The organism is Proteus sp. FME41, assembly GCF_014897315.1.
GTDB lineage: Bacteria > Pseudomonadota > Gammaproteobacteria > Enterobacterales > Enterobacteriaceae > Proteus.
Genome location: NZ_JABUYL010000035.1, coordinates 1 through 14,600 on the forward strand (window position 1 = coordinate 1; position 14,600 = coordinate 14,600).

General features: G+C 37.5%; 11 protein-coding genes. 1 reads left to right on the top strand and 10 read right to left on the bottom strand.

Annotated elements, in window-relative coordinates:
* Positions 1-232 precede the first annotated feature (232 nt).
* A complete protein-coding gene (locus tag INT04_RS18460; RefSeq protein ID WP_193017519.1) occupies positions 233-694 on the top strand; it encodes a DUF1097 domain-containing protein in 462 nt (153 codons plus the stop codon).
* A 71-nt stretch (positions 695-765) separates the two neighbouring features.
* On the opposite strand, the gene INT04_RS18465 is transcribed toward INT04_RS18460, so the two are convergent.
* The 10 genes from INT04_RS18465 to INT04_RS18510 all read right to left on the bottom strand — a co-directional run.
* A complete protein-coding gene (locus tag INT04_RS18465) occupies positions 766-1,545 on the bottom strand; it encodes an ABC transporter ATP-binding protein (protein WP_193017520.1) in 780 nt (259 codons plus the stop codon).
* Positions 1,546-1,623: 78 nt separating this feature from the next.
* Positions 1,624-3,705, bottom strand: a complete 2,082-nt coding sequence (locus INT04_RS18470) for a TonB-dependent receptor (protein WP_193017521.1) — start codon at positions 3,703-3,705, stop codon at positions 1,624-1,626.
* A gap of 204 nt (positions 3,706-3,909) precedes the next feature.
* On the bottom strand, positions 3,910-4,950 hold the full coding sequence (locus INT04_RS18475) for a FecCD family ABC transporter permease (protein WP_193017522.1): 1,041 nt from the start codon (positions 4,948-4,950) through the stop codon (positions 3,910-3,912).
* Positions 4,947-5,954, bottom strand: a complete 1,008-nt coding sequence (locus INT04_RS18480) for a FecCD family ABC transporter permease (protein WP_193017523.1) — start codon at positions 5,952-5,954, stop codon at positions 4,947-4,949. Before INT04_RS18480 ends, INT04_RS18475 begins: the two co-directional genes overlap by 4 nt.
* A gap of 3 nt (positions 5,955-5,957) precedes the next feature.
* Positions 5,958-6,917 carry a Fe2+-enterobactin ABC transporter substrate-binding protein gene (gene fepB / locus INT04_RS18485; protein WP_193017524.1) on the bottom strand — a complete coding sequence of 320 codons (960 nt, stop codon included), beginning with the start codon at positions 6,915-6,917 and terminating at the stop codon, positions 5,958-5,960.
* A gap of 315 nt (positions 6,918-7,232) precedes the next feature.
* On the bottom strand, positions 7,233-8,033 hold the full coding sequence (locus INT04_RS18490; protein ID WP_193017525.1) for a TonB family protein: 801 nt from the start codon (positions 8,031-8,033) through the stop codon (positions 7,233-7,235).
* Between the two features lie 27 nt (positions 8,034-8,060).
* Complete coding sequence (locus INT04_RS18495; protein WP_319022978.1) at positions 8,061-11,081, bottom strand: TonB-dependent receptor domain-containing protein; 3,021 nt, start codon at positions 11,079-11,081, stop codon at positions 8,061-8,063.
* Positions 11,082-11,155: 74 nt separating this feature from the next.
* Complete coding sequence (locus INT04_RS18500) at positions 11,156-12,520, bottom strand: surface lipoprotein assembly modifier (RefSeq protein WP_226894177.1); 1,365 nt, start codon at positions 12,518-12,520, stop codon at positions 11,156-11,158.
* 183 nt (positions 12,521-12,703) lie between these two features.
* Positions 12,704-13,504 carry a Slam-dependent surface lipoprotein gene (locus tag INT04_RS18505; RefSeq protein ID WP_193017527.1) on the bottom strand — a complete coding sequence of 267 codons (801 nt, stop codon included), beginning with the start codon at positions 13,502-13,504 and terminating at the stop codon, positions 12,704-12,706.
* A 422-nt stretch (positions 13,505-13,926) separates the two neighbouring features.
* Positions 13,927-14,600: LysR family substrate-binding domain-containing protein (locus INT04_RS18510; RefSeq protein WP_193017528.1), on the bottom strand; the 674-nt coding region annotated here is incomplete at its 5' end.

A 14,600-nucleotide genomic window follows, 5' to 3' on the forward strand; every position in this document is an offset into this window, starting at 1 on the left:
TAAATATCAAATGATGTATCTAATTATTTTTATTTAATTATAGATTAAATAACGCAATCGTTTACTTTATCTTTCCCCTTTTTAAAAAGAAAAATAGATTTTACATAGAGAAAAAACACGTATTTAAATTATGATGTTTAATGATCTAAATATAGAAAATTGGTCAATGACAATGCTAAACTTCGCCTTTAGTTAACTGGATAAATATCCCCCTAATGATTAAGAGTCTATCGTGAGAACGCTTTATTTTACTGCACTGACAACAGGCATTCTTTCTGGTATTTGGGCATTTGTTGCCAACCAATTTGATCTATTAAGCTGGGCAGGCTTTTTAGGCTGTACTGCCTACTTTGCTTATCCTAAAGAAGGCATTAAAGGATTAGCCGTCACTATGGCTACCATTATGAGTGGCGTAATTTGGGCATTGGCGATTATTTATGGTAGCCAAGTCTTTAGTGATATTTCCATTTTTGGCTATGCTGTCACAGGTGTGATTGCCTTTGTGATGTGTATTCAGGCTAAAAGTGCCCTACTTGCTTATATCCCAGGAACGTTTATTGGGGCATGCACCCTCTTTGCCGCACAAGGCGATTTAGTACAGACCATACCGTCGTTAATTGTGGGGGTGTTATTTGGTTACTCAATGAAAATGAGTGGGCTTTGGGTTGCCAATAAATGGACCAAAACCGCATAAATGACCGAATTACACGTTTAAAAGCGGTATTTAGCCAAACTAAAGCCGCTTTTACATTTTACAAAACAGCGTTAACAAGGCACGACCATTGGTGTTCCTACAACAGGATCAGGAATAATTTGGCATTCTAAATCAAAAACTTGCTTAATTAGTGCTTCATTGACGATAGATTGTGGCTGACCTTGTGCAATGATGTTCCCTTTCACCATCACCACTAAATTATCCGCGTAACGGCAGGCTTGGTTTAAGTCATGTAAAACAGCAACAACGGTACGTCCTTGTTGTTGGTTAAGCTTCCGAAATATATTAAGTAACTCTATTTGATAAGCAATATCGAGGTACGTTGTGGGCTCGTCTAACAGTAAAATCTCCGTTTGTTGCGCCAATATCATTGCCACCCAGACACGTTGTTTTTGTCCCCCTGATAATGAATCTACCGTTTTATCTGCAAATTCCACAATACCCGTCTCTTTCATTGCCGTTTCTACGGCTAATTTATCTTCTCGGCTCCATTGATGCATAAAGCTTTGATGAGGAAACCGTCCTCTTGCCACTAAATTAGCCACCGTGATCCCAGCAGGTGCTTGCATGGTTTGTGGCAATAACGCAATTTGGCGTGCCAACATTTTAGTGGGTAATGTTGTTACGCACTGCCCATCTAATGAAACATAGCCTGATAACGGTTTTAATAGGCAACACAAACTACGTAATAGTGTTGATTTGCCACATCCGTTGGGGCCAATAATGACGGTGACTTTTTTATCAGGAATAGAAAGAGAAATATCTTGGCAAATCGTTGTTTGTTGATATCCCAACGTTAAAGAGTGCGTCTGTAATCGGCTATTGTGCATAACATTATCTTTTTATGTAATCACGACATCACACTAAGCTGGGGATGCATTTCACATCCCCTTTACGGTATCGTGTATTTAGAAACGAACTTCTACCGAGGCACCTAACATACGAGGACGCTGGTAAATGGCGGTGTCTTTATTGTTATCAGGAATAAGAATTCGCTTATCAGAATCAAATAAGTTCTGAGCAAATAACGTCGTTCTACCCCATTTAAAGTTATATCCAAGCTGTAAATTGGCTAACCAAAAACTATCAACTTTGCCACTGTCGGCATTATTTGCACTAGAGAAATAATCACCCGAGAATTGAACGTTACCGCTAATATCCATTGCTTGCGTTAATTGATATTTAGCACCAACATTTGCGGTATAACTTGGCGCACGCGCCAATTCTTTACCTTCAATACCACTATTACCAAAGTCTTTGATTTTGGTTTTTAATAAACCCACGCCTGTATTTAACTCAAGAGAATCAATAGGCTGATAAGCAACGGTTAATTCAGCACCATAGGTTTCAACCTTTTTCGCATTCCGAATAGTGGACGAATTTGGTCCTAAATAGAAAGGCAGTTGCATATCTTTGTAGTCGTTATAAAACAGGTTCGTCATAATACTTAACTTGTTATCTAACAGGCTATTACGGGTATAAAGGCTATAGTTCCAGACATACTCAGGTGAATAGACATAAGTAACAATTGGCTTTCCAATTGTTACACCCGCACCGCCACCGTTATAACCCCGGCCTACAGCCACCCCTACCGTTTGATTCACACCCGGTTTCCATGCAATGTCAGCTTTAGGTAAAAACGTGTTATAGGTTTCATCAAAATCAATAGCAACAGAAGCACTACCGCCATTACGTGTATGATGCTCACGTTCAAAACGCCCAGATAAAGTGACATCAATTTCAGGGAATAGCGCGTAAGTTAATGAGCCATAGGCTGAAGCTGTTTCTGTTTTATCATCAAAATAACTGCCCCCAAAGATATTCACAAACTCATCTTGTTTAGCATGGAAATAACGCAGGCCGAAAATCCCGCTTAACGCTTCACTGTCTGTTTTAAACCGCAACATCGGTTCAAATTCAAATTCTTTAGCATCAATATCCGCACGCGGACTTTGTGCTTCCGTTAAGCGACGCGTTGAGAAATCGGTATAAATTAATGTATTTTCAACACTTAAATTATCATTTGCTTCCCATGATGTATTTAAAATACCGCTGGTGGTTTTACGTTTAATTACAGGACGGAAACGTGCGGGGGCATTGGGTGTTAAATTACTCGCCATATTGGCTTCATTTTGCGGTGATCGGCTATCAAGATGACTGACGGTTAACTTGGCTTTAAAGTCAGGATTATCTAAAGAGTCGTAAAGTAGTTTTCCGCGGAATGTATTGGAATGGATATCGCGTGGATCACCTGTAGGCGAGTATTTATCCATATGAACAAAACTTTCACGCTCTTGTCTTTCTGCGGTAAAACGAAATGCTAATTTATCTTCAATTAATGGCCCTGAAGTCATCACCGCATACTCACGAAGATCTTGCTGACCTGCACCCAGTTTTACTGCATTTTCCCAATAAAAGGTGGGATCTTGCGTTTTAACGAGAATAGCCCCCGCAATAGCATTTCGGCCTTGTACATAGCTTTGCGGATCACGGAAAATTTCAACCGTATTCACATCCCATAACGATTGTGCGCCATAGCCAAATTCGTTATAGGTAAATGAACGACCATCAACAGAGAAGTTAACTCGGGGACGCGTTCCCCCTAAAAAGGCAATCGCCCCCTGTGCAGGCCCAGAGCCATCAACACCACGAATAGCGGGTAAAGCATTACTATTCCCATTATCAACAATGTTTGGTGTCATTTGCAGCAGTGTATTCACATCCGCATTAGGGACTGCTTCTATCTTTTTAGCGTCATACACTGTGACACTTGAACCCGTGTCATAGATAGATTTATTCAGTTTTTCACCCGTCACAATTAATACATCAACTTTTTCATCCTGTTTCTTATTATCTTGTGACGTTGATGGTTTTGCTATTTCTTGTGCATTCACATTAGGAGCAGTAAAACATAATGTTCCCAATAACGCGGTTTGCACTAATGTTGTTATTGTGGCTTTTTTAGTGCGTAGAGTAAGAACACCAGACATAAGTCTATACCTTTCATGCTATATAGCATGCCATTAGACGATTTATAAAATACTCTCATTACATCCCAAATATTCAGTTAGTCTTTCTGGTGACCATCCCATCACTCATCCTTAAGTTGATAAATATTTACTTCATTTATTATTATTCATCGCATTATATCTAATGCTTATCATTATTAATACGTAATAAAAATCATTCTCAAATTAAACTTTGTGCTTTCTTGTTAATAGCCATAGCAGATAAAGCCCACCAATAACGCCTGTCATTAAACCAACCGGCATCGTGACATTAATAGGCAAGCTTTGAGATAGCACATCAGCAGAAAGTAAAAGCAGTGCTCCCATTAATGCCGAACCAATAATAGGTAACTTTCCAGAATGGCTTAATCGGATCACTAACTGAGGAGCGGCTAATGCAACAAAAGCGATAGGCCCTGCACTTGCAGTGGCTAATGATGCCAGCAAGACCGCACTAAAAATCATCACCCATCTTACTCTGCCAACATTGACACCTAACTGTTGTGCCATGTCATCACCCATTTCCATCAACGTAAGTGATTTAGCATAAAAGGAGATCAACGGGACAAGGATAAGCAAGCCGATAAAGGTAGGATAAACATGTTGCCACGTTCGGGCATTTAACGAGCCCGCAAGCCAAAGGTTAGCCATAATGGCATTATCAATATTTCCCTTTACTAACAGTAATCCATTAAAGGCATGTAAAATAGCACCGACACCAATACCAATTAAAATCATGGTGTAACCTGACATCACTCCATTTTTTAATGACAACAGATAAACAATTAACGCCGTCGCCATTCCCCCGATTAATGTAAAAATCGCGATATCAACAACCGTACCATTAAAAAGAATAATTTGGAGTAATGCTCCTGATGCCGCCCCTGTCGTAAAACCAATCACATCAGGTGAGCCTAAAACATTACGAGAAATCGATTGAAAAATAGCGCCTGAAAGACCTAATGCTGCGCCAACTCCCATTGCAGTAAGCAAGCGTGGTAAACGAATATCCATTACAATTTTTTCTTTGATACCGCCTTCTGATTGCCCAACCACAATATCCATTAATGTTGATATTTCGATAGGAAACTTACCCGTTGTCAATGCGAAGAAAGCGAGGAATATCACCAATAAAAACAAGATCAAAGCAACAAAGATATCTTTTAACGAGAAAACCCAAGAGCATGTCCCTAACTGGCAGATAATTTCATTATTTTTAGGTTTCATAATGTTATGATCCGCCAACGTTTAACGAGATAAATAAAGAAAGGCCCACCAATCAGTGAGATCATAATACCGACGCTAATTTCCCCCGGCGTACCAATTAATCGCCCGACGCAATCCGCCATCAGCATCACTAATGCACCAATTAACATCGACATTGGTAAAATGCGTCGATATTCAGCGCCGACTAAACGACGGGCAAAATGAGGCGCAGTTAATCCTAAAAAGCTAATAGGACCAACGGCGGCTGTTGCACTTCCTGCAAGAAGAACAATCGCAAATGCTGATAGCAACCAAACCTGTTTTTGGTTTGCACCCAATGCATGACTAATATCATCACCTAATGTCACGATATCTAACGAACGTGTCAGTGAATAAGCAATCACACTGCCTATCGCGACAAGCAGTGTAATGGGATACAGCACATCAAAACTGCGCCCTTGTAATGATCCGACAACCCAATGTCGAAACTGATCAAAAACACGTTCATCACTATTGACCGTAACAAGTTGAGTGATGGCGAGTAAGACCACGGAGAGAGCAACCCCAGCAAGAACCATTCTGACGGGATTAAGTCCGTGCCTTATACCACCAAGAAGATACACACCAATACCCGCTAAAAATGCCCCTAATAAGCCAAACCACATATAAATAGTAACATCCGTGATCCCCGTTAACGCAATAACAGAAACAATCGCGACCATCGCCCCTGCATTAATTCCAAATAACCCAGGATCGGCTAATGGATTACGCGTTAATGCTTGCATTAATGTTCCTGCCCCTCCTAGCGCAATACCAATCACTATCGCCAATAGAGTGCGAGGAAATCGTAAATAGCGCACTAATAAGTGTTCGCTATTTGTGGTATCAAAAGCAATAAAAGCCTGCCATGTGGTTTGCATAGAAACCTGACGGCTTCCCACAAATAAACTTAACAGAGCAAAAAGGATCAATAAGAGAACAGCGCCTCTTATTCCCCACTTTATCGTGTGGTGTGATGTCAACATGCGTTATTGCTTACGTGAATTAAAACGTGCAACCATCTCGTTGATAATCTCTTGCGCGCTATAGTAATCAATCCGAAAGGAGTTCGCCCCTAAGCCATAGACTTGCTTGTTTTTCACAGACGGCAGATTGGCAAGAATGGGATCAGCCATAAAAACATCCGCGTCTTTCGCTGTACCACTTAAAAGAAAGGTTGTTGGTGCAGTCAGTTGCGTTAAATGCTCATACTGTGCCCAAACAAAATCAGAAACAGGCTTATCTTTTGGTTGCCACGCAAGATCGGCACTTTCAATCGTAAACCCGAGTTGCTGTAATAATACGGCGTGAGGACTTCCAGGTAATGAAACAGGATTCACAGTACCTGCGCCAAAATAAGAAATAATATTGACCTTACCTTCAGGACGTTGAAGTGCCTCTTTGCCATCTTTCACTAAGCCGGAAAAATGCTGTAACAGTACGTTGGTTTCTTTTTCTTGCCCTGTGGCTTGCGCCAATTGTAAAGCCAAACTTTCCCAGCTCTGTTTGCCATAATCTAAAACGATCGTTGGGGCTATTTGTTGAAACTGCGCAACCTGCGGATAGACAGTATCACCACCATTAATAGAAACAACAATTAAATCAGGCATATAAAGGTATGCCATCTCTAATGAAACGCTGCCTGCAGACCACAGTTTTTCAACCTTTTTTTCTTTTGCCACCAGATCCCACTGAGCAAAGTATTGCCCATTGGCTGCTGTTGAGCTTGCCACTACAGGTGCTTGCATCGCGAGTAATGTTCCGGTGATAGAGACTGACGCCGATAAAATGCGTTGTGGTTTTTCTTTGATTTCGACCTTTGTGCCATCCACATTAGTAAATGTGCGAGGCCAAGACTGACTGTCTGCGCCCACATCAAAAGCATTTGCCGTATTAACAAAGAGAGAAAAAAGAAAAAGACAAGTGATAGAGACAACGGATTTAAACATAACCAATTTCCAAGTAAACAAGCTTTACTTTAAATAATAAACGTAATTATTAATGTTAATCATAATCAATATCATTAACAATGCAGATTTATAGGCTTGTGATAAGAAAAGTGAGAATGAGCGCACAAAAAACAGTTTGTGTGGGTTTATCTTCGTCACCCATATCGCTTTTTTCTCAAGTTTAGTGAGTTGTTGGTCATGTCGTGGCTAAAGTGCTCTCTCTTGGGGGCAGTTCACTGAAAGGCGGGGATATAAGGCGCTCCTGATAAAAAAAACACCTAAGTTGAAATGGTCCTTAGGTGTTTTCAATAGCCCTTAATTTAATTGGAAATCTAACGAGATAATCAACGGATTTAACAGGTTTTCAGGTTTAGGCCCGATTGTTTTTACCCGCTTTACGGCGGCAATAGCTGCGTTATCAAGGGAAGAGATGCCCGACGTGTTCTCTATCAATACGGTTGAAACGGCACCTTCTGGTGTCAATGAAAAACGCACCACCACCTGACCTTCATATTGCATACGGCGGGCTTGTGATGGATAACGCTTATGTCGCTCTATTTCTCGACGCAACGAGCTTATATAATGGTTATTAGATTCGCCTTGCCCTATATCTTGTTGACTTAATGCACGACTGCTTCCTGCTAACGAGCTTGCCGTATATTGCGTTAAACTTTCTTGCGATTGTGTTGATGCGTTTTGCGCTATTTGGCTTTCTAAATCAACGGGTTTTACTGGCTCGGTGTATTCTTGTACTAGCTGTTTTTTCACCGGTGTTATTGGCTTTATTTTAATCGGGATCGGTTTTTCTTTTATTTTTTCAGGTAATGTCTTTTGTATCTCAACAAATTCACCCTTTGGAGCACTGGGTAAAACAATAGCGGTATCTTGAGGTCTAATTTCATCCATAGGCTCAGGCACGACAGTCGATTGTTGGAGCGGTGAAAACATCACTTGGTAAACCGATAATGTATTTTCTTGTTGCTGATGAATATGGTGCGCACTTTCTGTCATAGAAAATGAACGTAACACCCAGCTTAATACGGCGATATAAATTAACGATATGCCAATTAGCCAATAATAAATATTAAGCGGTTGTCTGACAGAAAGTGCCAACATAACAAAAGCTCCTTAATTCTCTTTTGATTAAAATTGTGCAGTCACACCCAATCGGAATGTTCTTCCAGGTGCAGGCATACCTGATCGCGTTAAAGGATCAATGTAATATTCGTTTAATAAATTACTGCCAGTCATTTCAAAAGATAAATTAGGGCTATATTGATAGTTAATGTAAGCATCAACGGTAAAGACTTTTGCCCAACGCATCGGGTTATTATTTTGACCGTATATCTCTCTCGGTAATTTTTCTTTTAGCCACTTTTCATCTTTATTTTCCACTTCTGATGAATAAAGCCAGCGGCTTCCTATTTCTAATTTATTCTCTAACCAACGTGTGCCTAAATGTAAATTAACAGAATACTTGGGTTGAATAGACGTCCGTAAAAATCCCCCCGGGTAACCGCCCGTCATACACTCTTTAATACCCAAAAAGCCAAATGGATCATAGTTACTAAAGGCATTTTTATCACATACCTTATTTTTATGGCTATAAACTAAAGCCGTATCCATAAAAATAAAACCGTTATCAAAACGTGCTTGAACTTCCAGCCCCTCTAAGACTTGCTTTTCAAATTGCCTAATTTGCCAATTCGCATCTCTATCAAACACATTTTCGATATTGGTATGAAAATAATTAATTTTAATATCAGCATGGCGCTCGACATTGAGCCAATCTGTCAAATCAAACACAACACCTAACTCAGTACTTTTTGCACGTTCGGGTTTTAATTTAAAGCCATAATAACGGGCTTTGGAACCCGAAAAACCACTGGTGTCTTCAAATAAATTAGGTAAACGCAGTTGCTCGGTATAACGCCCATAAAAACGCAATATATCAGTGGCATAAACTGTGGCAGACACTAACGGTGAAAATGCGCCATGTTGATAGCTGGGTTCTGATGCAAAGGCATCTTGGCTATCTTCTAAATAAATGGGTATCGGGTTTGTCACACCCATTTCATATTTATTAACGGCTTCACCTATAATTGGATCAGGTACTTTTTCATTGATATCAACATAACCACTTAAAAAGATGTTTTTACTTTTAGGTAATTCGCTATTTTCGTCATAAAGCCAGACTGTATGTTCAGTGACCATAAGACGTTTTTGAGAAGATTTTATATTGAGATTTCCTTGTTTATCATGAAGAAAATCATCGTGCGTCATATTAACTTGAACTCTTTTCACTTCACTACTATTAATAATCTTTTCTTTTATTTCTGGAGAAAGTTTTTCATATTCAGGATAAACAAATTTAGATTGTACAAACTCACGTACCTTTTTATCTATTTCAGGATAACGTCGATAATTTTTAAGCTCTTCAGGTAACGTCTCTACATCAATCTTATGAATTGCTCTATATAATAAATATTCTTCAGCGGTTAAAGTTCGTCGATAAGGAAGAATAAAGCCTCTTATTGAGCGGGGTTTCTCATAGCCTTTTACGTTATTACGTCGCTTATTATTTAAAAAAGTATCTGTTAAATGATAATAATGGTATTTGCCACCTGCAGTAATGGCTAACCAAGAAAGTGGCTTCCAATCTGTGGAAAGGGCTAAATTAATTTCATGACGTTGTCCTGCTCGCCCTGCTGTAACAAAATCAAAACCTGCAGGTACTTCCAATTCATCACTATCCAATTTTTCAAATTGATAATTACTGGAAAATGAAATAGAAAATTGAGGTGATAATTTAAATATAGAAGATAAATCAATACCGTAACGATTATTCTCTTGATAAAGAGAAGAGGTATCAATAAATCCAGTCTCATAACTGAGATCCCATTCTGTATTTCTATTAGCAAATGGATCGACTTGTTTTGGCTCTCTAGGCTTTCCCCCACGAGTATTAGTATGACCCGTAGTTAAATTTCCCCATAACCTTAATAGTAAATCTGTTTTTTTATCTTCGGGTTTATATTGATAGGTTAATATTCCAGCTTGTTGTGTGATATTTCCAAGAGGCCATTGATTTACCAGGTTTTTATCATAACGAACCCAACTTAAACGTGATGGCATAATATCGCCAAATAATAAATCAGTGTATCGGTAATTAATGGAAAAACGATGAGTTTGCTGAGGAAATAATGTTCCTTTTACTAAAAGAGAACGACTACGGTTAGAGGTATTAGGTACTTCATTATTTGGGCGATAAATATGAGCAATAAAGGGCAAATAAGGTTCAAAATTTCTTGCGCCATCCTTTACATGAACTGATTCCAATAACTTTTTATCATTCTCACTGTAATTTTTAGCATTTCTTTTTCCTGCAAAATAATTTCCTTTCTCTCGCAGTGCATAAGCAAACAATAAGTCAAATCCCTCCTCTTCAAAACCTACCCCAAGGCGAAATGAATAATCTTGAAAATTTTGTATTTTACCTTTTTTAGGTGTTATTTCTAAAGCAGGATCAATAATATAAGCACTTTGCTGATAGAATTTTGGATAATAGCGGTAATCTTCAATCATATTGGTATAAACTTCTTTATACCGTGTAGCGTTATTACTAATATCCCCTTTAAAATTAATACCAAAAGAATCACCTACAGGCACAATATCTCGAATATCTAAGGTTTTTATCGCAATACCACCACCAATACCGGTTTTCATATCAGGGGTTAATGAAGGCCCTTTTTCAATATAGATACTGCTAATCAGATTGGAATCGATATAGTTACGGTTAGAAGCACCACTGTAACCTCGATAAACGGTTATTGCCTGCTCTGTACCATCTACTGTGACAGGTATTCTACCTTGCCCTTGAATGCCTCGAACATTCGGATCAAGTGCCCCACCATTACGCGCTTCACCACTATAAACACCAATGGCACTTTTCAGTAAATCCGCGGGAGAGACACCGTGATATCGCTCTAACAACTCTTTTCCTAAATAAACATTAGAGACATCTTTTTCATAAACTTGTGCATAACCCTGTTTATCTTTTTCTTTATTATCGGAAACCTGAATATGGCCAAGATCGGTTTTATCTTCTTTCGCTTGCAGATAAAAGCAAGGAGAAAACAGTGATAGAGAAACGAAGATTGACACTATTTTCCGTTTCCGAAAAAGCATTACATGCATTGTTTTACCTATTCAATTAATAAAGGAAGTGATTGGTTTAATTAGAACTGCTTTTCTAATTTAAATAACACTTCATGTTGCTGATATTGATATAACCAATCCACATTGCTTAATCTTCGGGTATAACGTAACTCTATTACTGGGTAAAACCCAAAAACAAAAGGTGTTTTATTTTTAATATTTGTCGTTAAAATAACGCTATTATCTTTTCTTCTTTGCTTTAATAATGGATTGTAATTATTAAAGTATTTAAATTGGTATTGTAAAAAAAGAGAGAATTGCCAATTCACTGATAAGGGATAATAAACGCCAGTTTTTATACCATATTGCTGACAATTTAATAAAGTATTTTCTTTACGATTATTTTGATAAATTAATTGATTAAGTAATTTCAATTTATTATTGAAATAGTAGTTATAGTTAACACCATAACTAAATTGAACATTATTTAAATTATTTAATTCTTTTTGATATTCCTTTATTTTATAATTAGCATTTAAATTAATAGTCTGGTTTTTATTAATAGAGAAATAAAATTGTGTATCAATGCCCCATGCTTGATATTCATATTGAGTATGCTGTGCTTTTATTTCGTAATAAGGTGAAATTGACCATTGATATTGCGGTTTTTGATAGAGATAACCTAGTTGTACATACAACGCCAGAAAATTTACAGAACGATAAGAAAGATAATCAATATACCGAGCGTAAGTATAAGCCGAAAGGGTATGGTTAGAATAAATAATATAAGGCTGATAAAAAGAAAAAAAATGAGCAATCCCCGTTGATGCTATGGGTTTAGCTCCCTTTCTCGTGATTTTTCTTTGCGTTGATAGAGATACAATTTGTTCTGTCAGATAAGAAGCATGGTTAATATTGTCATCATAAAAAAAACCCAGTTGATAAAAACGTTGGCCCTGAAAGTAAGAGGCTAATTTAGCCTTATAAAAGCCAATAGATTGATCAATGTTTTCATTTAAATCAACATTCTGACTCAGCTTATCAAGCTGTTGTTGCGCTTTTTTATATTCTCGCAAATGAAAATAAAGCTGAATTAATCCCGTTTGTGCGGGAATAAAATCGGCTTTTTGATTAAGTTGTTGTTGATAATAAAATTCAGCGTTTAAAAAATCTCCTTTAGCTTGTGCCAATAATGCTTTTGCATAATTAACGAGCAATACTTCATAGTGAAGTTGTTGTTGATAATAAGACAATAATCTTTCTGCGTGTTGCCATTGCTGTTGTTGCAAAGAGTGATAAAGCGACTGACCTACATCAACCGCTTTTTCTTTATCAAGGTGATACAGCGATAATGTGTCGCTGTTTTCTTTTGCCATCCCACTCAATGAAAATAAAACGAACAGTAAAGCAAACCCCCACCTTATTAAAGGTTGATAATAATGCATGGCATATCCTTATGAGAACAAAAAAACAATTCCTTTAAATCTGCTTATTTTAGATAAAAAAAAACAGATAACCCTATACCAGATTATCTGTTGCTAACATTTAGCGTAATGACCACTAATACCACTTTAAAAGAATTAACCGATTGTTTTACCTAATAAACTTATAACTTTATGTCTAAAAAATTAGGATGCATCTGCACTTTCAGTCGATGATCCATTTTCACTGCTATCTTTAATACCACCAAAACCAATATCTTTTGTGTGGTCAGCGCTGAACACCACAATACCCGCTAGTGCATCTGCACTTTCGCCAAAGAAGGCACCTTCAACAATCCCTGATGTTGTGCCTTCTTTTGCATCTGCAGAAAATGTGACTTGGTTATTCGCGGTGTAAAGATTTCCACCTTCTAACTCAACTGTACGTTGGCTATTCGCCAATGAACCTTCAATTTTCTTTTGTGAAAAATCGACATCAAACGTACCCGAAAGCAAGTTACTGCCACTGTATTGGCTAATCCCCGTTACGGTATAAGTTGCACTGTCTGTCGGTAATGTGGTGGTCACATCTTTACCCACATAATAAGTTTGGTGTGTCGCATCTGTTGCTGATGTTGTTTTTGCCCAGTCACCAAAATAGACATTGGCATCCGTGATTTTGGCAAAATGAAAGACACCCATATCACTATGGCTAGCCGGTGTATGTTCATTAGGCTGAATAGTGTAAATTCCATTACTATCTGCCCCACCACTCATTCTTGCTGATGTTAACGAAGCAAAACCAATTTTTTTCCCGCCTCCTACTGTACTAATACCAACTCCCGGTTCTCCACCTGGCATTTGATGAGAGCCGTATTGAACAGGATCACTCGCTCCCACTTTCATGGTCGTTAAAGGCCCGCTTTGATTAGAATGAATTTCAGCATGTGCTGCATGAGTGCCCATTAATATAAATAATGCGCAGGTTAACTTATTATATTTTTTCATAATAACTTCCTTATTATTAACTTGGGGTGTGGCAACCCATTATAAATAATAAGTTGCCACTAACAGAGGTAATGTTATTTTATCTTTCTAGCTTGATTTACAGATAATAGACTTTGCTGCTGTGTGCGTTGCTAATATTAAATAAATTTCATTTATTGTAAATAACTTATTTTAATAACAACAATTTTAATTAACCCTACTTATGTTAGGCTGATTAAATTAATATAATGTTTTAATTTGATTTTTTACTTAAACACATTAAAAAGCACGTATTATTTTAGATTATTTTTTGTGAGGAGACTCGCATTTATTTATTTCCATTTCTTTTAAAACTAATTAATATTTAATAAGTATTCCAATACTATTATAATGTAAGAATAGAAAATTAATTATTTACAATATAAAAACGACTTAATTATTAATTATAATGTATCTATTTCTTCAGAAATTATCTTGATAAACAGATCACGATCTTTATTTTTAATATTATCATTCCAAATAACACCTATTTCCCACTGCGTATATAAACCAGAAAGGGGTAATAACGTTACTTTCTGTTTATCACAGATAAGCTCTGCACTTTTAGGGACAAAGGCCATTCCTAATCCCGCCGCCACTAACGCCAATTGCGTTTGAATATCTTGTGATTGCTGTAATACACGAGGGTTTATTTGATGTTGTTTTAAAAAATCCTGAATTTGCTGATACAATTTTCTTCCTTTTTCAGGAACAAGTTGGATCAGCCCAAGAGTATCAAAATAACGTAACGGATTATCATCTATCTCTAATACCGTAATATTTTGTATAGGGATAGCTAACATCAATCGCTCTTGCGCCAATTGAAGCCCTTTTAATGGCGCTTGAATAGGTAAGCGTGAAAATGCTAAATCCAATTCACCAAGAAGCAGCTTATCTTCCATTGTGTTAGACGGCATATCATCAATATGAACGGTAATATCAGGGTTAATCTGCTTAAACTTCGCCAATAAAGGTGTGATAAAGCTTAATGATGACAATCCAAATCCAGCATAAAGCTCAATTTTTTGAGGTTCTCTTAATTGACGAGCTTGTTTTTCTAAAATACGGGCTTCTCTTA

What these genes read in the sequence shown, in the direction of transcription:
- INT04_RS18470 (WP_193017521.1), bottom strand. Translation starts at nt 3,705, where the DNA reads ATGTCTGGTGTTCTTACTCTACGCACTAAAAAAGCCACAATAACAACA.
- INT04_RS18500 (WP_226894177.1), bottom strand. Translation starts at nt 12,520, where the DNA reads ATGCATTATTATCAACCTTTAATAAGGTGGGGGTTTGCTTTACTGTTC.
- INT04_RS18475 (WP_193017522.1), bottom strand. Translation starts at nt 4,950, where the DNA reads ATGAAACCTAAAAATAATGAAATTATCTGCCAGTTAGGGACATGCTCT.
- INT04_RS18465 (WP_193017520.1), bottom strand. Translation starts at nt 1,545, where the DNA reads ATGCACAATAGCCGATTACAGACGCACTCTTTAACGTTGGGATATCAA.
- fepB (WP_193017524.1), bottom strand. Translation starts at nt 6,917, where the DNA reads ATGTTTAAATCCGTTGTCTCTATCACTTGTCTTTTTCTTTTTTCTCTC.
- INT04_RS18490 (WP_193017525.1), bottom strand. Translation starts at nt 8,033, where the DNA reads ATGTTGGCACTTTCTGTCAGACAACCGCTTAATATTTATTATTGGCTA.
- INT04_RS18480 (WP_193017523.1), bottom strand. Translation starts at nt 5,954, where the DNA reads ATGTTGACATCACACCACACGATAAAGTGGGGAATAAGAGGCGCTGTT.
- INT04_RS18505 (WP_193017527.1), bottom strand. Translation starts at nt 13,504, where the DNA reads ATGAAAAAATATAATAAGTTAACCTGCGCATTATTTATATTAATGGGC.